This window comes from Bacteroides sp. 1_1_30 (genome assembly GCF_020982715.1).
Taxonomy (GTDB): domain Bacteria; phylum Bacteroidota; class Bacteroidia; order Bacteroidales; family Bacteroidaceae; genus Bacteroides; species Bacteroides xylanisolvens.
In genome coordinates, this window is the sequence record NZ_JAJKHN010000022.1 from 13667 (window position 1) to 32263 (window position 18597).

At 41.3% G+C, this 18597-nt stretch carries 20 protein-coding genes; all 20 read left to right on the forward strand.

Going from position 1 to position 18597, the window contains the following annotated elements:
* Window positions 1–10: 10 nt before the first annotated feature.
* The 20 genes from rplJ to rplN all read left to right on the forward strand — a co-directional run bounded on the left by rplJ (window position 11) and on the right by rplN (window position 18597).
* Entirely contained in the window at window positions 11–529 is a 519-nt protein-coding gene (rplJ, locus tag LPH68_RS08295; RefSeq protein WP_004310893.1) for a 50S ribosomal protein L10, read from the forward strand.
* Between the two features lie 47 nt (window positions 530–576).
* Window positions 577–951, forward strand: coding sequence for a 50S ribosomal protein L7/L12 (gene rplL / locus LPH68_RS08300; RefSeq protein ID WP_004296358.1), 375 nt, complete (start codon window positions 577–579; stop codon window positions 949–951).
* A gap of 104 nt (window positions 952–1055) precedes the next feature.
* Complete coding sequence (gene rpoB / locus LPH68_RS08305; RefSeq protein WP_004310892.1) at window positions 1056–4868, forward strand: DNA-directed RNA polymerase subunit beta; 3813 nt, start codon at window positions 1056–1058, stop codon at window positions 4866–4868.
* A 106-nt stretch (window positions 4869–4974) separates the two neighbouring features.
* Window positions 4975–9258 carry a DNA-directed RNA polymerase subunit beta' gene (rpoC, locus tag LPH68_RS08310; protein WP_004310891.1) on the forward strand — a complete coding sequence of 1428 codons (4284 nt, stop codon included), beginning with the start codon at window positions 4975–4977 and terminating at the stop codon, window positions 9256–9258.
* Between the two features lie 146 nt (window positions 9259–9404).
* Window positions 9405–9713 (forward strand): DUF3467 domain-containing protein, encoded by a 309-nt coding sequence (locus LPH68_RS08315; RefSeq protein ID WP_118219114.1) that lies wholly within the window; start codon window positions 9405–9407, stop codon window positions 9711–9713.
* Window positions 9714–9849: 136 nt separating this feature from the next.
* Window positions 9850–10260 carry a 30S ribosomal protein S12 gene (gene rpsL / locus LPH68_RS08320; RefSeq protein WP_002558078.1) on the forward strand — a complete coding sequence of 137 codons (411 nt, stop codon included), beginning with the start codon at window positions 9850–9852 and terminating at the stop codon, window positions 10258–10260.
* 143 nt (window positions 10261–10403) lie between these two features.
* Window positions 10404–10880 carry a 30S ribosomal protein S7 gene (rpsG, locus tag LPH68_RS08325; RefSeq protein ID WP_004296352.1) on the forward strand — a complete coding sequence of 159 codons (477 nt, stop codon included), beginning with the start codon at window positions 10404–10406 and terminating at the stop codon, window positions 10878–10880.
* A 45-nt stretch (window positions 10881–10925) separates the two neighbouring features.
* Window positions 10926–13043 carry an elongation factor G gene (gene fusA / locus LPH68_RS08330; RefSeq protein ID WP_149940310.1) on the forward strand — a complete coding sequence of 706 codons (2118 nt, stop codon included), beginning with the start codon at window positions 10926–10928 and terminating at the stop codon, window positions 13041–13043.
* An 80-nt stretch (window positions 13044–13123) separates the two neighbouring features.
* Window positions 13124–13429 (forward strand): 30S ribosomal protein S10, encoded by a 306-nt coding sequence (gene rpsJ / locus LPH68_RS08335; protein ID WP_002558075.1) that lies wholly within the window; start codon window positions 13124–13126, stop codon window positions 13427–13429.
* 18 nt (window positions 13430–13447) lie between these two features.
* Complete coding sequence (gene rplC / locus LPH68_RS08340) at window positions 13448–14065, forward strand: 50S ribosomal protein L3 (protein ID WP_004313455.1); 618 nt, start codon at window positions 13448–13450, stop codon at window positions 14063–14065.
* The gene (rplD, locus tag LPH68_RS08345) at window positions 14065–14691 is read left to right on the forward strand and encodes a 50S ribosomal protein L4 (RefSeq protein WP_118219116.1); all 627 of its coding nucleotides are present in this window, start codon (window positions 14065–14067) and stop codon (window positions 14689–14691) included. The genes rplC and rplD overlap by 1 nt, the downstream gene beginning before the upstream one ends.
* Window positions 14692–14707: 16 nt before the next feature.
* A complete protein-coding gene (gene rplW / locus LPH68_RS08350) occupies window positions 14708–14998 on the forward strand; it encodes a 50S ribosomal protein L23 (RefSeq protein WP_004296347.1) in 291 nt (96 codons plus the stop codon).
* 5 nt (window positions 14999–15003) lie between these two features.
* Complete coding sequence (gene rplB / locus LPH68_RS08355; RefSeq protein ID WP_004296346.1) at window positions 15004–15828, forward strand: 50S ribosomal protein L2; 825 nt, start codon at window positions 15004–15006, stop codon at window positions 15826–15828.
* Window positions 15829–15848: 20 nt separating this feature from the next.
* Complete coding sequence (gene rpsS / locus LPH68_RS08360; RefSeq protein ID WP_004296345.1) at window positions 15849–16118, forward strand: 30S ribosomal protein S19; 270 nt, start codon at window positions 15849–15851, stop codon at window positions 16116–16118.
* Window positions 16119–16154: 36 nt separating this feature from the next.
* Complete coding sequence (gene rplV, locus LPH68_RS08365; RefSeq protein ID WP_004296344.1) at window positions 16155–16565, forward strand: 50S ribosomal protein L22; 411 nt, start codon at window positions 16155–16157, stop codon at window positions 16563–16565.
* Between the two features lie 5 nt (window positions 16566–16570).
* Window positions 16571–17302 (forward strand): 30S ribosomal protein S3, encoded by a 732-nt coding sequence (gene rpsC / locus LPH68_RS08370; RefSeq protein ID WP_004296343.1) that lies wholly within the window; start codon window positions 16571–16573, stop codon window positions 17300–17302.
* 23 nt (window positions 17303–17325) lie between these two features.
* Entirely contained in the window at window positions 17326–17760 is a 435-nt protein-coding gene (gene rplP / locus LPH68_RS08375) for a 50S ribosomal protein L16 (RefSeq protein WP_004291234.1), read from the forward strand.
* A 5-nt stretch (window positions 17761–17765) separates the two neighbouring features.
* Entirely contained in the window at window positions 17766–17963 is a 198-nt protein-coding gene (gene rpmC / locus LPH68_RS08380; protein WP_004296342.1) for a 50S ribosomal protein L29, read from the forward strand.
* The gene (rpsQ, locus tag LPH68_RS08385) at window positions 17960–18229 is read left to right on the forward strand and encodes a 30S ribosomal protein S17 (RefSeq protein WP_004296341.1); all 270 of its coding nucleotides are present in this window, start codon (window positions 17960–17962) and stop codon (window positions 18227–18229) included. The genes rpmC and rpsQ overlap by 4 nt, the downstream gene beginning before the upstream one ends.
* A gap of 2 nt (window positions 18230–18231) precedes the next feature.
* Entirely contained in the window at window positions 18232–18597 is a 366-nt protein-coding gene (gene rplN, locus LPH68_RS08390; protein WP_004296340.1) for a 50S ribosomal protein L14, read from the forward strand.

Sequence of the window (18597 nt, forward strand, 5' to 3'; positions counted from 1 at the left end):
CAGAGAAATAATGAGAAAGGAAGATAAAAGTACGATTATAGAGCAAATTGCTGCTACAGTAAAGGAATATGGTCACTTCTACTTGGTAGACGTTACAGCTATGAACGCTGCTGCTACCAGTGCATTGAGAAGAGATTGTTTTAAATCAGACATCAAATTGATGTTGGTTAAAAACACGCTGCTTCACAAAGCACTTGAAAGCTTGGAAGAAGACTTCTCACCTCTTTACGGTTCTTTGAAAGGTACTACTGCTGTTATGTTTAGCAATACTGCAAACGTTCCTGCTAAGTTAATCAAAGACAAAGCGAAAGACGGTATTCCCGGACTGAAAGCTGCATATGCAGAAGAAAGCTTCTACATTGGTGCTGATCAATTGGATGCTCTCGTTTCAATCAAGAGTAAGAATGAAGTTATCGCCGATATCGTTGCCCTGTTGCAATCTCCGGCCAAGAATGTTATTTCTGCTCTTCAATCAGGTGGTAACACCCTTCACGGAGTTCTCAAGACTCTTGGTGAACGTCCCGAATAATTTTCAAAAATCAACAAAGTATTTAAACAATTAAAATCATACAAAAAATGGCAGATTTGAAAGCTTTTGCAGAACAATTAGTTAACTTGACAGTAAAAGAAGTTAATGAACTTGCAACTATCCTTAAAGAAGAATACGGTATTGAACCTGCTGCTGCAGCTGTAGCTGTTGCTGCTGGTCCTGCAGCTGGTGCTGCTGCCGCAGAAGAAAAAACTTCTTTCGACGTAGTATTGAAGAGCGCTGGTGCAGCTAAACTTCAAGTAGTTAAGGCCGTTAAGGAAGCTTGTGGTCTTGGTTTGAAAGAAGCTAAAGACTTGGTAGACGGTGCTCCTAGCACAGTAAAAGAAGGTTTGGCTAAAGACGAAGCAGAATCATTGAAGAAAACATTGGAAGAAGCTGGAGCTGAAGTTGAACTTAAATAACATTGGCCTGGTAATCAGGTAATTCGGTTAAGAATCCTTCACAAGAGGATTCTTAACCTTTTTGTGTATATATTTCAAATTAAGTTCTCCAAATTCATTGACAGATGTCTTCAAATACTGTAAATCAAAGAGTTAATTTTGCTTCGACTAAGAATCCGCTAGAATACCCGGATTTCCTGGAAGTACAATTGAAGTCATTCCAAGACTTTCTACAATTAGATACCCCACCTGAAAAGCGTAAGAATGAGGGATTGTATAAAGTATTTGCTGAAAACTTCCCTATTGCCGATACAAGAAACAATTTTGTTCTTGAGTTTCTGGACTATTATATTGATCCGCCGCGTTATACCATTGATGATTGTATAGAGCGTGGGCTTACTTATAGTGTTCCCTTAAAAGCGAAACTTAAGCTTTACTGTACGGACCCCGATCATGAGGATTTTGATACAGTGATTCAGGACGTATTCCTCGGCCCGATTCCTTATATGACTGATAAGGCTACTTTCGTCATTAACGGTGCCGAACGCGTAGTTGTGTCACAGCTTCACCGTTCTCCGGGTGTGTTCTTCGGTCAGAGTGTACATGCCAATGGTACGAAACTTTATTCGGCTCGTATTATTCCGTTTAAGGGTTCGTGGATTGAGTTTGCTACTGACATCAATAATGTGATGTACGCATATATCGACCGTAAGAAGAAATTGCCGGTGACTACATTGTTGCGTGCAATTGGCTTCGAGAATGACAAAGATATTCTTGAGATTTTCGATCTTGCAGAAGATGTGAAGGTAAACAAGACAAATCTGAAGAAGGTGTTAGGCCGTAAACTGGCTGCACGTGTCTTGAAAACATGGATTGAAGATTTCGTTGATGAAGATACCGGTGAAGTGGTTTCTATTGAACGTAACGAAGTTATTATCGACCGTGAAACCGTACTGGAAGAGGAGCATATTGATGAAATTTTGGAGTCGGGAGTTCAGAACATCCTTTTGCATAAGGATGAACCGAATCAGTCCGATTTCTCTATCATATATAATACGTTGCAGAAGGACCCGAGTAACTCGGAAAAAGAAGCTGTGTTGTATATCTACCGTCAGTTGCGTAATGCCGATCCGGCTGATGATGCAAGTGCAAGGGAGGTTATCAACAACTTGTTCTTCTCAGAAAAACGATATGACCTTGGTGACGTAGGCCGTTACAGAATCAACAAAAAGTTGAATCTGACGACTGATATGGACGTGCGTGTCCTCACGAAGGAAGATATTATTGAAATCATCAAATATCTGATTGAGTTGATTAACTCAAAAGCAGATGTGGATGATATTGACCACTTGAGTAACCGTCGTGTACGTACTGTTGGTGAACAGCTTTCTAATCAGTTTGCTGTGGGGCTGGCTCGTATGTCTCGTACGATTCGTGAACGTATGAACGTTCGTGACAATGAAGTGTTTACTCCGATTGATTTGATTAATGCGAAGACTATTTCTTCAGTAATCAACTCATTCTTCGGAACGAACGCGTTGTCGCAGTTCATGGACCAGACAAACCCGCTGGCTGAAATTACGCACAAACGTCGTATGTCTGCCCTTGGTCCTGGTGGTCTTTCCCGTGAACGTGCCGGATTTGAGGTTCGTGACGTTCACTATACACACTATGGTCGTCTTTGTCCGATTGAGACTCCTGAAGGTCCGAACATCGGTTTGATTTCTTCATTGTGTGTATTTGCTAAGATTAATGAGCTAGGATTCATTGAAACTCCCTACCGCAAGGTGGAAAATGGGAAAGTGGATCTTTCTGATAACGGTCTGATTTATCTGACTGCTGAAGAAGAGGAAGAAAAGGTTATTGCGCAGGGAAATGCTCCGTTGAATGACGATGGTACATTCGTACTTAACAGAGTTAAGTCTCGTCAAGATGCAGATTTCCCGGTTGTTGAACCATCTGAAGTTGACTTGATGGACGTTGCTCCTCAGCAGATTGCATCTATTGCAGCTTCTTTGATTCCATTCTTGGAACATGATGATGCTAACCGTGCATTGATGGGATCGAACATGATGCGCCAGGCGGTTCCTTTGTTGAGAAGTGAAGCTCCAATCGTAGGTACAGGTATCGAACGTCAGTTGGTAAGAGACTCTCGTACCCAGATTACTGCAGAAGGCGATGGTGTGGTTGACTATGTGGATGCTACTACTATCCGTATTTTGTATGACCGTACGGAAGACGAAGAATTTGTAAGTTTCGAACCTGCTTTGAAGGAATATAGAATACCTAAGTTCCGTAAGACTAACCAGAACATGACGATTGACTTACGTCCGATTTGTGACAAAGGCCAGCGTGTGAAGAAAGGTGATATCTTGACTGAAGGTTATTCTACTGAAAAGGGTGAATTGGCATTGGGTAAGAACCTGTTGGTAGCTTATATGCCTTGGAAGGGTTACAACTATGAGGATGCTATCGTATTGAACGAACGTGTGGTACGCGAAGACTTGTTGACTTCAGTTCACGTAGAGGAATATTCTCTGGAAGTTCGTGAGACAAAACGTGGTATGGAAGAGTTGACTTCTGATATCCCGAATGTAAGTGAAGAAGCTACCAAAGACTTGGATGAAAACGGTATCGTAAGAATCGGTGCTCGTATTGAGCCGGGTGATATCATGATTGGTAAGATTACGCCGAAGGGTGAATCTGATCCTTCTCCGGAAGAAAAACTGCTTCGGGCTATCTTCGGTGATAAGGCAGGTGACGTGAAAGATGCTTCTTTGAAAGCTTCTCCTTCTTTGAAAGGTGTGGTGATTGATAAGAAACTTTTCTCACGTGTGATTAAGAATCGTAGCTCTAAACTGGCCGATAAAGCATTGTTGCCTAAGATTGATGATGAATTTGAATCTAAGGTAGCTGACTTGAAACGTATCCTGGTTAAGAAACTGATGACTTTGACTGAAGGTAAGGTTTCTCAAGGTGTGAAAGACTATTTGGGTGCGGAAGTTATAGCGAAAGGTTCTAAGTTCAGTGCTTCTGATTTTGATTCACTTGACTTTACTTCTATTCAATTGAGCAACTGGACAAGTGACGATCATATTAACGGTATGATTCGTGATCTGGTGATGAATTTCATTAAGAAATATAAAGAGCTGGATGCTGAATTGAAACGTAAGAAGTTTGCTATTACAATTGGTGATGAACTTCCTGCTGGTATTATCCAGATGGCAAAAGTATATATTGCTAAGAAACGTAAGATTGGTGTGGGTGATAAGATGGCTGGTCGCCACGGTAACAAAGGTATTGTATCCCGTGTTGTTCGTCAGGAAGATATGCCGTTCTTGGCTGATGGTACTCCGGTTGACATCGTGTTGAATCCGTTGGGTGTGCCTTCTCGTATGAACATTGGTCAGATTTTTGAAGCTGTACTCGGACGTGCCGGAAAAACGTTGGGCGTGAAATTCGCGACTCCTATTTTCGACGGTGCTACCATGGAAGATCTGGATCAGTGGACAGACAAGGCAGGATTGCCTCGCTACTGTAAGACTTATCTTTGTGATGGTGGTACAGGTGAGCAATTTGACCAGGCAGCTACTGTGGGCGTAACTTACATGTTGAAGTTGGGTCACATGGTTGAAGACAAGATGCATGCTCGTTCTATCGGTCCGTACTCATTGATTACTCAGCAACCTCTTGGTGGTAAAGCTCAATTCGGTGGTCAGCGTTTCGGAGAAATGGAGGTTTGGGCACTCGAAGGTTTCGGTGCTGCCCATATCTTGCAGGAAATCCTGACTATCAAATCTGATGACGTGGTAGGACGTTCGAAGGCTTATGAAGCAATTGTGAAAGGTGAACCGATGCCACAACCTGGTATTCCGGAATCCTTGAACGTATTGTTGCACGAGTTGAGAGGTTTAGGTTTGAGTATCAACCTAGAATAAAATAATGAAAGAATGTGAGATGTCAATGTACCGATGAAGGTTTGTTGGCATCCGCACTTTTTTCAATTTCCAATGATTCAATTATCAAATCTCAATTATATAGAGTATGGCTTTTAGAAAAGAAAATAAGACGAAAAGTAATTTCTCGAAGATCTCAATTGGTCTGGCTTCTCCGGAAGAAATCCTTGAGAATTCGAGTGGTGAAGTTTTGAAGCCTGAAACCATTAATTACCGTACGTACAAACCCGAACGTGACGGTTTGTTCTGCGAGCGCATTTTTGGTCCTATCAAGGATTATGAATGTCATTGCGGTAAATACAAGCGTATCCGTTATAAAGGTATCGTCTGCGACCGTTGTGGGGTGGAAGTTACTGAAAAGAAAGTGCGCCGTGAACGTATGGGACATATCCAGCTGGTTGTGCCGGTGGCTCACATCTGGTATTTCCGTTCGCTTCCTAATAAAATCGGTTATTTGCTCGGATTGCCGACAAAGAAACTGGATTCGATTATATACTACGAACGTTATGTTGTTATTCAGCCGGGTGTGAAAGCTGAAGATGGCGTAGCTGAATATGATTTGCTTTCTGAAGAAGAATATCTGGATATTCTGGATACGCTTCCGAAAGACAATCAGTATCTTGAAGATAATGATCCGAATAAATTTGTTGCAAAGATGGGAGCCGAAGCTATTTATGATTTGCTGGCTCGTTTGGATCTGGATGCTTTGTCTTACGAACTGCGTCACCGCGCCGGAAACGATGCGTCTCAGCAACGTAAGAATGAAGCTTTGAAACGTCTTCAGGTAGTAGAATCGTTCCGCGCATCACGTGGACGTAACAAACCGGAATGGATGATCGTACGTATCGTACCGGTTATTCCGCCCGAACTTCGTCCGTTGGTTCCGCTGGATGGTGGCCGTTTTGCTACATCTGACTTGAACGACCTTTATCGTCGTGTGATTATCCGTAACAACCGTTTGAAACGACTGATTGAAATCAAGGCTCCGGAAGTAATCTTGCGTAATGAAAAACGTATGCTTCAGGAATCTGTCGATTCTTTGTTTGATAACTCACGTAAGTCAAGTGCTGTGAAGACAGACGCCAACCGTCCGTTGAAGTCATTGTCTGACAGTTTGAAAGGTAAACAGGGACGCTTCCGTCAGAACTTGCTGGGTAAACGTGTTGACTACTCTGCTCGTTCCGTAATCGTTGTTGGTCCGGAATTAAAGATGGGTGAATGCGGTATTCCTAAATTGATGGCTGCCGAATTATACAAGCCGTTTATTATTCGCAAGCTCATCGAACGTGGTATCGTTAAGACTGTTAAGTCTGCAAAGAAAATCGTAGACCGCAAAGAGCCGGTGATTTGGGATATCTTGGAACATGTAATGAAGGGACACCCGGTACTGTTGAACCGTGCTCCGACCTTGCACCGTTTGGGTATTCAGGCTTTCCAGCCTAAAATGATCGAAGGTAAAGCTATTCAGTTGCACCCGTTGGCATGTACGGCATTCAACGCCGACTTTGACGGTGACCAGATGGCTGTTCACTTGCCTTTGAGTAATGAAGCAATTCTTGAAGCACAAATGTTGATGCTTCAATCACATAATATCTTGAATCCGGCAAACGGTGCGCCTATTACTGTACCTGCACAGGATATGGTTCTTGGTTTGTACTATATTACTAAGTTGCGTGCCGGTGCAAAAGGTGAAGGTTTGACATTCTACGGACCGGAAGAAGCGTTGATCGCTTACAATGAAGGTAAGGTAGATATTCATGCTCCGGTGAAGGTTATCGTGAAAGACGTTGATGAAAATGGTAACATTGTAGACGTAATGCGCGAAACTTCAGTAGGACGTGTGATTGTGAATGAAATCGTTCCACCTGAAGCTGGTTATATCAATACAATTATCTCTAAGAAATCTCTTCGTGATATTATTAGTGATGTAATTAAGGTATGTGGTGTGGCTAAGGCTGCCGACTTCCTGGATGGAATCAAGAATTTAGGTTATCAGATGGCGTTCAAGGGTGGTTTGTCATTCAACTTGGGTGATATTATCATTCCGAAGGAAAAAGAAACTTTGGTACAGAAAGGTTACGACGAAGTTGAACAAGTCGTAAACAACTATAACATGGGTTTCATTACCAATAACGAACGTTACAATCAGGTAATTGATATTTGGACACATGTGAACTCCGAGTTGTCTAATATCCTGATGAAGACTATTTCTTCGGACGATCAGGGTTTCAACTCTGTATATATGATGCTTGACTCTGGTGCCCGTGGTTCTAAAGAGCAGATTCGTCAGTTGTCAGGTATGCGTGGTTTGATGGCAAAACCGCAGAAAGCAGGTGCTGAAGGTGGTCAGATCATCGAGAACCCGATTTTGTCGAACTTTAAAGAAGGACTTTCGGTGTTGGAGTACTTTATCTCTACCCACGGTGCTCGTAAAGGTTTGGCGGATACCGCTTTGAAGACTGCCGATGCTGGTTATTTGACTCGTCGTCTGGTGGACGTATCACACGATGTGATTATTACAGAAGAAGACTGCGGTACACTCCGCGGATTGGTTTGTACGGACCTTAAGAATAACGATGAGGTTATTGCTACTCTGTACGAACGTATCTTAGGCCGTGTTTCCGTACATGATATTATTCATCCTACCACAGGTGAATTGCTTGTTGCCGGTGGTGAAGAAATCACAGAAGAAGTAGCCAAGAAGATTCAGGAGTCTCCGATCGAGAGTGTTGAAATCCGTTCGGTATTGACTTGTGAAGCTAAGAAGGGTGTTTGTGCTAAATGTTACGGACGTAACCTGGCAACGAGCCGCATGGTTCAGAAGGGTGAAGCTGTTGGTGTAATCGCTGCTCAGTCTATTGGTGAGCCGGGTACACAGTTGACATTGCGTACATTCCACGCCGGTGGTACTGCTGCAAATATTGCAGCTAACGCCAGTATCGTTGCTAAAAATAATGCACGTCTTGAATTTGAAGAGTTGCGTACAGTAGATATCGTTGACGAGATGGGTGAATCTGCAAAAGTGGTAGTAGGTCGTTTGGCCGAAGTGCGTTTTGTGGATGTGAATACCGGTATCGTTCTTTCTACTCATAACGTACCTTATGGTTCAACACTGTATGTAAGCGACGGCGACTTGGTAGAAAAAGGCAAACTGATTGCTAAGTGGGACCCGTTCAATGCTGTTATTATCACAGAAGCAACCGGTAAGATCGAATTTGAGGGCGTGATTGAAAACGTTACTTATAAGGTTGAATCGGATGAAGCAACAGGTCTTCGTGAAATTATTATTATTGAATCCAAGGATAAAACCAAAGTTCCTACCGCTCATATCTTAACAGAGGACGGTGATTTGATCCGTACTTATAACTTACCGGTAGGTGGTCACGTTATCATCGAGAATGGTCAGAAGGTAAAAGCCGGTGAAGTAATCGTGAAGATTCCGCGTGCCGTAGGTAAGGCGGGTGATATCACGGGTGGTCTTCCTCGTGTTACTGAATTGTTTGAAGCTCGTAACCCGTCAAATCCGGCTGTCGTTTCTGAAATCGACGGTGAGGTGACAATGGGTAAGATCAAACGTGGTAACCGTGAAATCATCGTAACTTCCAAGACGGGTGAGGTTAAGAAGTATCTGGTTGCACTGTCTAAGCAGATTCTGGTACAGGAAAATGACTATGTACGTGCTGGTACTCCGTTGTCTGACGGTGCTACTACTCCGGCAGATATCTTGGCAATCAAGGGTCCTACAGCTGTACAGGAATATATCGTGAATGAAGTTCAGGATGTATACCGCTTGCAGGGTGTGAAGATCAATGATAAGCACTTTGAGATTATCGTTCGTCAGATGATGCGTAAAGTACAAATTGATGAACCGGGAGATACTCGCTTCCTCGAACAGCAAGTCGTAGACAAACTGGAATTCATGGAAGAAAATGATCGTATCTGGGGTAAGAAAGTCGTAGTAGATGCTGGTGATTCTCAAAATATGCAAGCTGGACAGATTGTAACTGCCCGCAAGTTGCGTGATGAGAATAGTATGTTGAAACGTCGTGACTTGAAACCGGTTGAGGTTCGTGACGCTGTTGCTGCTACCTCTACTCAGATTCTTCAAGGTATCACGCGTGCTGCTTTGCAAACATCAAGCTTTATGTCGGCTGCTTCCTTCCAGGAAACAACGAAAGTCTTGAATGAAGCTGCTATCAACGGTAAGATCGATAAGCTTGAAGGTATGAAGGAAAATGTGATCTGTGGTCACTTGATTCCTGCCGGTACCGGACAGCGCGAGTTCGAAAAGCTCATCGTTGGATCAAAAGAAGAGTATGACCGTATCTTGGCTAACAAGAAAACAGTACTTGACTACAATGAAGTAGAATAAATACAATTCAATTGACTATATGAAAAGGAGCAGTTGCCTGATTGGGCAATTGCTCCTTTTTTTATTTCTTTTTTACTTGCGTGTATTACCATTAGTTTCAGGAAAAATGTGTTATTTTGCAGGATAACTTTTTAATCATATTAAATATGGAAGAACAAAATAACAACGGACAATTACAGATTGAATTGAGAGAAGAGGTTGCACAGGGAACTTATGCAAATCTTGCTATTATTACTCATTCGAGTTCTGAATTCATCCTTGACTTCGTGCGCGTAATGCCGGGCATACCGAAGGCTGGTGTGCAATCTCGTATTATTGTGGCTCCGGAGCACGCAAAACGTCTGCTGCGGGCATTAGAAGATAATATAGCAAAGTATGAGCGCGTATTCGGTCCGATTCGTACTTCGGATGACCCCCCTATTTCTCCTTTGACGGGTGTAAAAGGCGAAGCGTGAGGATGATATAAAAACATTAAAAAAGAAAAAAAAGTTGTAGCGCATTGAATATTCAAATATTATTCGTATTTTTGCAGCCCAAAATGTATAGTTACGAAATTAATATAACAATAATATAAATCAAAAAACAATTAAAATGCCTACAATTCAGCAATTAGTAAGAAAAGGACGCGAAGTGCTGGTGGAGAAAAGTAAATCTCCAGCCTTGGATTCATGTCCTCAAAGACGTGGCGTTTGCGTGAGAGTATACACTACTACTCCGAAGAAGCCGAACTCTGCAATGCGTAAAGTAGCTCGTGTACGTTTGACTAACCAAAAAGAGGTGAACTCATACATTCCGGGAGAAGGACACAACTTGCAGGAACACTCAATCGTTTTGGTACGTGGTGGTCGTGTAAAAGACCTTCCGGGTGTGCGTTATCACATTGTACGTGGTACACTTGATACAGCAGGTGTTGCTGGTCGTACTCAAAGACGTTCTAAATATGGTGCTAAGCGTCCGAAACCAGGACAAGCTGCTGCTCCTGCTAAGGGTAAGAAAAAATAAGGATTAAGACCTAATTAAAATTAAAGTAATAACTTACGTTTTAGTTTGTTGGAAATGCTAAAGGTTGAGTAAATTCTCCGGAGGGAGAGTTGAAGAAGTCAAGAAGTAGACAACCAAGAACAAAAACATTATTTTTCAAACAAATGAGAAAAGCAAAACCAAAAAAACGCCTGATTCTTCCGGATCCTGTGTTTAATGACCAAAAGGTTTCCAAGTTCGTGAACCACTTGATGTATGATGGAAAGAAAAATACATCTTATGAAATCTTTTATGCCGCTTTGGAAACAGTGAAAGCAAAACTTCCTAACGAAGAAAAATCAGCTCTCGAAATCTGGAAAAAGGCTTTGGATAATGTAACTCCGCAAGTGGAAGTAAAGTCTCGCCGTGTAGGTGGTGCTACTTTCCAAGTTCCTACTGAAATCCGTCCGGATCGTAAAGAATCAATCTCTATGAAGAATTTGATTCTGTTTGCTCGCAAAAGAGGTGGTAAATCAATGGCTGACAAGTTGGCTGCTGAAATTATGGATGCCTTCAATGAACAAGGCGGTGCATACAAACGTAAAGAAGATATGCACAGAATGGCAGAAGCTAACCGTGCATTTGCTCATTTTAGATTCTAATACTGTAAGAAACCTAATATAAACTTAAAGTAAAGGAATTAGAAGATGGCTAAACATGATTTACATTTAACTCGTAATATCGGTATCATGGCTCACATTGATGCCGGAAAAACAACTACTTCTGAACGTATCCTGTTCTACACTGGATTGACTCACAAAATTGGTGAAGTTCATGATGGTGCTGCTACTATGGACTGGATGGAACAGGAGCAAGAACGTGGTATCACTATTACATCCGCTGCTACAACAACAAGGTGGAAATATGCTGGTGATACTTATAAAATTAACTTGATTGACACTCCGGGACACGTTGACTTTACCGCAGAGGTAGAACGTTCATTGCGTATCCTTGATGGGGCTGTAGCTGCTTACTGTGCTGTTGGTGGTGTTGAGCCTCAATCTGAAACAGTATGGCGTCAGGCTGATAAATATAACGTTCCTCGTATTGCTTATGTTAATAAGATGGACCGTTCTGGTGCTGACTTCTTTGAAGTAGTTCGTCAGATGAAGGATGTTCTTGGAGCTAATCCGTGTCCGATTGTTGTTCCTATCGGTGCTGAAGAATCTTTCAAAGGTCTTGTTGACCTTATCAAAATGAAAGCTATCTATTGGCATGATGAAACAATGGGGGCTGACTACAGTATTGAGGAAATCCCTGCAAAACTTATCGATGAAGCTAACGAGTGGAGAGATAAGATGCTTGAAAAAGTAGCAGAATTTGATGATGCTTTGATGGAGAAATATTTCGATGATCCTTCTACTATTACTGAAGAAGAAGTATTGAGAGCTCTTCGTAATGCAACAGTTCAGATGGCTGTAGTTCCTATGCTTTGCGGATCTTCTTTTAAGAACAAAGGTGTTCAGACATTGCTTGATTATGTTTGTGCTTTCTTGCCTTCTCCACTTGATACAGAGAACGTAATAGGTACAAATCCTAATACGGGAGCTGAAGAGGATCGTAAACCAAGTGATGATGAAAAAACATCTGCTTTGGCGTTTAAGATCGCAACTGACCCATATGTAGGTCGTTTGACTTTCTTCCGTGTTTATTCTGGTAAAATTGAAGCAGGTTCTTATATCTACAACTCTCGTTCTGGTAAGAAAGAACGCGTTTCTCGTCTGTTCCAGATGCACTCCAACAAACAGAACCCGGTTGAAGTAATCGGTGCTGGTGATATTGGTGCAGGTGTAGGCTTTAAAGATATTCGTACTGGGGATACTTTGTGTGATGAAACAGCTCCGATAGTACTTGAGTCTATGGACTTTCCGGAACCGGTTATTGGTATCGCTGTAGAACCTAAGACTCAGAAAGATATGGATAAACTGTCTAACGGTTTGGCTAAATTGGCTGAAGAAGACCCGACATTTACTGTGAAAACAGACGAACAGACAGGTCAGACAGTTATTTCTGGTATGGGTGAGCTTCACTTGGATATTATCATTGACCGTTTGAAACGTGAATTCAAGGTAGAATGTAATCAAGGTAAGCCTCAGGTTAACTATAAGGAAGCTATCACGAAGACAGTTAACTTGCGTGAAGTGTACAAGAAGCAGTCTGGTGGACGTGGTAAGTTTGCTGATATCATTGTGAACATTGGTCCGGCTGATGCGGATTTCACTTTAGGTGGTTTGCAGTTTGTTGATGAAGTGAAGGGTGGTAATATTCCTAAGGAATTTATCCCAGCAGTTCAGAAAGGCTTTACAAATGCTATGAAGAGTGGTGTTTTGGCAGGCTACCCATTGGATTCATTGAAAGTGACTTTGGTTGATGGTTCATTCCACCCGGTTGACTCTGATCAGTTGTCATTTGAAATCTGTGCAATGCAGGCTTATAAAAATGCATGTGCTAAGGCAGGTCCTGTTTTGATGGAACCTATCATGAAACTGGAAGTTGTAACTCCGGAAGAAAACATGGGTGATGTTATCGGTGACTTGAACAAACGTCGTGGACAGGTTGAAGGTATGGAATCTAGCCGCTCTGGCGCTCGTATCGTGAAAGCGATGGTTCCACTGGCGGAAATGTTTGGTTACGTAACAGCTTTACGTACTATTACTTCTGGTCGTGCAACCTCGTCAATGACCTACTCTCATCACGCTCAGCTTTCTTCTTCTATTGCTAAGGCTGTATTGGAAGAAGTAAAAGGACGCGCTGATTTACTCTAAAATATCTAAAGCAGCAGGCTAGCGAATGACTCTTAGCCTGCCGCTTTATCTTATTATAAATGTATTAATTAAAAAAAATAATGAGTCAGAAAATTAGAATTAAATTGAAATCTTACGACCACAACTTGGTTGACAAGTCAGCTGAGAAAATTGTAAGAACTGTAAAAGCTACAGGTGCTATCGTTAGCGGTCCAATACCTCTGCCTACGCACAAACGTATCTTTACTGTGAACCGTTCGACTTTCGTAAACAAAAAGTCTCGTGAGCAATTTGAACTCTCTTCTTATAAGAGATTAATCGACATCTATAGCTCAACAGCTAAGACAGTAGATGCTTTGATGAAGTTGGAATTGCCAAGTGGTGTGGAAGTAGAAATTAAAGTTTGATAATTAAAAATTAGTGAAATGCCAGGATTATTAGGAAAAAAAATCGGAATGACATCCGTTTTCAGTGCCGATGGTAAAAATGTACCATGCACTGTTATCGAAGCAGGTCCTTGTGTTGTTACTCAAGTTAAAACTGTAGAAAAAGATGGCTATGCAGCTGTTCAGTTGGGTTTCCAGGACAAAAAGGAAAAACATACAACTAAACCGTTGATGGGACATTTTAAAAGAGCAGGAGTAACACCGAAGAGACACTTGGCTGAGTTCAAAGAATTTGAAACAGAGTTGAATTTGGGTGATACCATTACTGTAGAAATGTTTAACGACGCTAGCTTTGTTGACGTTGTTGGTACTTCTAAGGGTAAGGGTTTTCAGGGTGTAGTAAAAAGACATGGTTTTGGTGGTGTGGGTCAAGCTACTCACGGTCAGCATAATCGCGCTCGTAAACCGGGTTCTATCGGTGCTTGTTCTTACCCAGCAAAAGTATTCAAAGGAATGCGCATGGGTGGACAACTTGGTGGTGACAGAGTCACTGTACAAAACTTGCAGGTATTAAAAGTAATCGCGGATCATAACCTTCTTTTGGTTAAAGGTTCTATCCCGGGTTGCAAAGGTTCAATCGTATTAATTGAGAAATAATGGAAGTTAACGTATATAACATTAAAGGTGAAGACACTGGGAGAAAGGTTACGTTAAACGAATCTATCTTCGGAATTGAGCCCAACGACCACGCTATTTATTTGGACGTAAAACAATTTATGGCTAATCAGCGTCAGGGTACTCATAAGTCAAAAGAAAGAAGTGAAATCAGTGGTTCAACTCGTAAGATCGGTCGTCAGAAAGGTGGCGGTGGAGCACGTCGTGGTGATATGAACTCGCCTGTTCTTGTAGGTGGTGCTCGTGTTTTCGGTCCGAAACCAAGAGACTACTTCTTCAAATTGAATAAAAAAGTTAAGACATTGGCTCGTAAGTCAGCTTTGTCTTATAAAGCTCAAAACGATGCAATCATTGTCGTTGAGGATTTCACATTTGAAGCTCCTAAGACAAAAGATTTCGTTGCAATGACAAAAAATCTTAAAGTTTCCGATAAAAAGCTACTTGTAATTTTACCGGAAGCAAATAAAAACGTATATTTGTCAGCTCGTAACATCGAGGGTGCTAATGTACAGACTATCTCAGGATTAAATACTTACAGAGTATTGAATGCTGGGGTTATTGTGCTTACAGAAAACTCTCTGAAGGCTATTGACAATATCTTAATTTAAAAAGGAGGCTTAAATAATGGGAATTATTATTAAACCGTTGGTAACAGAGAAAATGACTGCAATCACAGATAAGCTGAATCGTTTCGGCTTTGTTGTACGTCCTGAAGCTAACAAACTGGAAATTAAGAAGGAAATTGAAGCTCTTTATAATGTTACTGTAGTTGATGTGAATACTGTGAAGTATGCTGGCAAGAATAAGAGCCGTTATACCAAAGCAGGTATCATCAATGGTCGTACGAATGCTTTCAAAAAAGCAATCGTGACATTGAAAGAAGGAGATACTATTGATTTTTATAGCAATATTTAATAAAAATGGCAGTACGTAAATTTAAGCCCACAACACCGGGGCAAAGACATAAAATTATTGGTACTTTCGAAGAAATTACTGCATCAGTACCAGAAAAGTCTCTTGTATATGGTAAGAAATCATCTGGTGGTCGTAACAGCGAAGGTAAGATGACTATGCGCTACATTGGTGGCGGTCATAGAAAGGTGATTAGAATTGTTGATTTCAAGAGAAATAAGGACGGTGTTCCAGCAGTAGTTAAAACAATCGAATACGACCCGAATCGTTCGGCTCGTATCGCTCTGTTATTTTATGCTGATGGAGAAAAAAGATATATTATTGCTCCCAATGGATTGCAAGTTGGTGCGACTCTGATGTCAGGTGAAACAGCAGCGCCAGAGATTGGTAATGCTCTTCCTCTTCAAAACATTCCGGTGGGTACTGTGATTCACAATATCGAATTACGTCCGGGACAGGGTGCTGCTCTGGTTCGTTCAGCTGGTAACTTTGCTCAGTTGACTTCTCGTGAGGGTAAGTATTGTGTAATTAAGTTGCCTTCAGGTGAGGTTAGACAGATTCTTAGCACTTGTAAAGCTACTATCGGTAGTGTAGGTAACTCTGATCATGGATTGGAAAGTTCAGGTAAAGCAGGACGTTCTCGTTGGCAAGGACGTCGTCCTCGTAACCGTGGTGTTGTAATGAACCCGGTTGATCACCCGATGGGTGGTGGTGAAGGACGTGCTTCCGGAGGTCACCCAAGATCACGTAAGGGATTGTATGCTAAGGGACTTAAGACTAGAGCTCCTAAGAAACAATCGTCTAAGTACATTATTGAGAGAAGAAAAAAGTAATCTGATTAATTGAGTAAACTATGAGTCGTTCATTAAAAAAAGGTCCATATATTAACGTTAAGCTTGAAAAGAGAATTCTTGCCATGAATGAATCAGGTAAGAAAGTCGTAGTAAAGACTTGGGCCAGAGCTTCAATGATTTCGCCTGATTTTGTAGGCCATACAGTTGCAGTTCACAATGGAAATAAATTTATTCCTGTTTATGTTACCGAGAATATGGTAGGACACAAGTTGGGCGAATTTGCTCCAACTCGTACATTCAGAGGACACGCTGGTAACAAGAAAAGATAACAGGATTTATTTGAAATAATAAAGTAATAAATAATAATGGGAGCAAGAAAAAAAATATCGGCTGAAAAAAGAAAAGAAGCCCTTAAGACCATGTATTTTGCAAAATTGCAAAATGTTCCTACTTCTCCACGTAAGATGCGTCTGGTTGCAGACATGATCCGTGGTATGGAAGTGAACAGAGCACTTGGTGTTTTGAAATTTTCTTCAAAAGAAGCTGCTGCAAGAGTGGAAAAATTGCTTCGCTCTGCAATTGCTAACTGGGAACAGAAAAACGAACGTAAAGCAGAAAGCGGTGAGTTGTTCGTAACACAGATTTTTGTTGATGGTGGAGCTACACTCAAAAGGATGAGACCGGCACCACAGGGTAGAGGTTATAGAATTCGCAAACGTTCAAATCACGTAACATTGTTCGTTGGTGCTAAAAGTAATAACGAAGATCAAAATTAAGGTAGATGGGACAAAAAGTTAATCCAATAAGCAACCGTTTAGGAATTATCAGAGGATGGGATTCTAACTGGTATGGTGGAAATGATTACGGTGATTCTTTGCTGGAAGATAGCAAAATCCGTAAATATCTTAATGCAAGACTTGCAAAAGCAAGTGTATCAAGAATCGTAATTGAACGTACGCTGAAGCTCGTTACTATTACTGTTTGCACTGCTCGCCCGGGTATTATTATCGGTAAAGGTGGCCAAGAAGTTGATAAGTTAAAAGAGGAGTTGAAGAAGGTTACCGACAAAGATATTCAAATCAATATCTTTGAAGTGAAGAGACCGGAACTGGATGCTGTGATTGTTGCTAACAACATCGCTCGCCAGGTTGAAGGTAAAATTGCCTATCGCCGTGCCATCAAGATGGCTATCGCAAACACAATGCGTATGGGTGCTGAAGGTATCAAAATTCAGATTTCAGGACGTTTGAATGGAGCTGAAATGGCTCGTTCTGAAATGTATAAAGAAGGAAGAACTCCGTTGCACACTTTCAGAGCTGATATCGACTACTGTCATGCAGAAGCATTGACTAAAGTAGGTCTTCTTGGTATCAAAGTTTGGATTTGTAGAGGTGAAGTGTTTGGTAAGAAAGAATTGGCTCCGAACTTTACACAAAGCAAAGAAAGTGGTCGTGGAAACAATAGTGGAAACAACGGCGGAAAGAACTTCAAAAGAAAGAAAAATAATCGCTAAACGAATTTGAATTTTAGGAAACTATGTTACAACCGAAAAAGACAAAATTCAGAAGACAACAAAAAGGCCGTCAGAAAGGTAATGCCCAGAGAGGCAACCAGCTGGCCTTTGGTTCTTTTGGCATAAAGGCTTTGGAGACTAAGTGGATTACAGGCCGTCAGATCGAAGCTGCTCGTATTGCAGTAACAAGATATATGCAACGTCAAGGACAGATCTGGATCCGTATATTCCCGGATAAACCGATCACTAGAAAACCTGCCGATGTACGTATGGGTAAAGGTAAAGGTGCTCCAGAGGGATTTGTGGCTCCTGTAACTCCAGGTAGAATCATTATTGAAGCTGAAGGAGTATCTTACGAAATCGCGAAAGAAGCATTGCGCTTAGCTGCTCAAAAGCTTCCTATTACAACGAAGTTTGTCGTAAGACGTGATTATGATATTCAAAATCAAAATGCGTAAGTGTTATGAAAATTGCAGAAATTAAAGAAATGACTACTAATGATTTAGTAGAAAGAGTAGAGGCGGAAACAGCTAATTATAACCAAATGGTTATTAATCATTCTATTTCTCCTTTGGAAAATCCTGCTCAAATCAAACAATTACGCAGGACTATTGCGCGTATGAAAACAGAATTGCGCGAAAGAGAACTTAACAATAAATGATCAGCTTGATGGAAGCAAGAAATTTAAGAAAAGAAAGAACAGGGGTTGTGTTGAGCAATAAGATGGACAAGACCATCACAGTTGCTGCCAAATTTAAGGAAAAACACCCTATATATGGTAAGTTCGTTAGCAAAACGAAGAAGTACCATGCTCACGATGAAAAGAATGAATGCAATATCGGTGATACTGTAAGCATCATGGAAACTCGTCCTTTGAGCAAGACTAAAAGATGGAGATTAGTAGAAATAATTGAAAGAGCTAAGTAATTATGATACAAGTAGAATCCAGACTTACAGTATGTGATAACAGTGGAGCGAAAGAGGCGTTGTGTATCCGCGTTTTGGGTGGTACAGGTCGTCGTTATGCTTCAGTGGGGGATGTCATTGTAGTTTCAGTGAAGAGCGTTATCCCTTCTAGTGATGTTAAAAAAGGTGCAGTATCAAAGGCTTTGATTGTACGTACAAAGAAAGAAATCCGTCGTCCTGATGGTTCTTATATACGTTTTGATGATAATGCTTGCGTGTTGTTGAATAATGCAGGTGAAATTAGAGGTAGTCGTATTTTCGGTCCTGTAGCAAGAGAACTTCGTGCTACAAACATGAAAGTTGTGTCACTTGCGCCTGAGGTACTTTAA

Bases quoted from the DNA above. Each gene is read 5' to 3' on its own strand.
- rplJ (WP_004310893.1), top strand. From the start codon at position 11: ATGAGAAAGGAAGATAAAAGTACGATTATAGAGCAAATTGCTGCTACA.
- rplL (WP_004296358.1), top strand. From the start codon at position 577: ATGGCAGATTTGAAAGCTTTTGCAGAACAATTAGTTAACTTGACAGTA.
- rpoB (WP_004310892.1), top strand. From the start codon at position 1,056: ATGTCTTCAAATACTGTAAATCAAAGAGTTAATTTTGCTTCGACTAAG.
- rpoC (WP_004310891.1), top strand. From the start codon at position 4,975: ATGGCTTTTAGAAAAGAAAATAAGACGAAAAGTAATTTCTCGAAGATC.
- LPH68_RS08315 (WP_118219114.1), top strand. From the start codon at position 9,405: ATGGAAGAACAAAATAACAACGGACAATTACAGATTGAATTGAGAGAA.
- rpsL (WP_002558078.1), top strand. From the start codon at position 9,850: ATGCCTACAATTCAGCAATTAGTAAGAAAAGGACGCGAAGTGCTGGTG.
- rpsG (WP_004296352.1), top strand. From the start codon at position 10,404: ATGAGAAAAGCAAAACCAAAAAAACGCCTGATTCTTCCGGATCCTGTG.
- fusA (WP_149940310.1), top strand. From the start codon at position 10,926: ATGGCTAAACATGATTTACATTTAACTCGTAATATCGGTATCATGGCT.
- rpsJ (WP_002558075.1), top strand. From the start codon at position 13,124: ATGAGTCAGAAAATTAGAATTAAATTGAAATCTTACGACCACAACTTG.
- rplC (WP_004313455.1), top strand. From the start codon at position 13,448: ATGCCAGGATTATTAGGAAAAAAAATCGGAATGACATCCGTTTTCAGT.
- rplD (WP_118219116.1), top strand. From the start codon at position 14,065: ATGGAAGTTAACGTATATAACATTAAAGGTGAAGACACTGGGAGAAAG.
- rplW (WP_004296347.1), top strand. From the start codon at position 14,708: ATGGGAATTATTATTAAACCGTTGGTAACAGAGAAAATGACTGCAATC.
- rplB (WP_004296346.1), top strand. From the start codon at position 15,004: ATGGCAGTACGTAAATTTAAGCCCACAACACCGGGGCAAAGACATAAA.
- rpsS (WP_004296345.1), top strand. From the start codon at position 15,849: ATGAGTCGTTCATTAAAAAAAGGTCCATATATTAACGTTAAGCTTGAA.
- rplV (WP_004296344.1), top strand. From the start codon at position 16,155: ATGGGAGCAAGAAAAAAAATATCGGCTGAAAAAAGAAAAGAAGCCCTT.
- rpsC (WP_004296343.1), top strand. From the start codon at position 16,571: ATGGGACAAAAAGTTAATCCAATAAGCAACCGTTTAGGAATTATCAGA.
- rplP (WP_004291234.1), top strand. From the start codon at position 17,326: ATGTTACAACCGAAAAAGACAAAATTCAGAAGACAACAAAAAGGCCGT.
- rpmC (WP_004296342.1), top strand. From the start codon at position 17,766: ATGAAAATTGCAGAAATTAAAGAAATGACTACTAATGATTTAGTAGAA.
- rpsQ (WP_004296341.1), top strand. From the start codon at position 17,960: ATGATCAGCTTGATGGAAGCAAGAAATTTAAGAAAAGAAAGAACAGGG.
- rplN (WP_004296340.1), top strand. From the start codon at position 18,232: ATGATACAAGTAGAATCCAGACTTACAGTATGTGATAACAGTGGAGCG.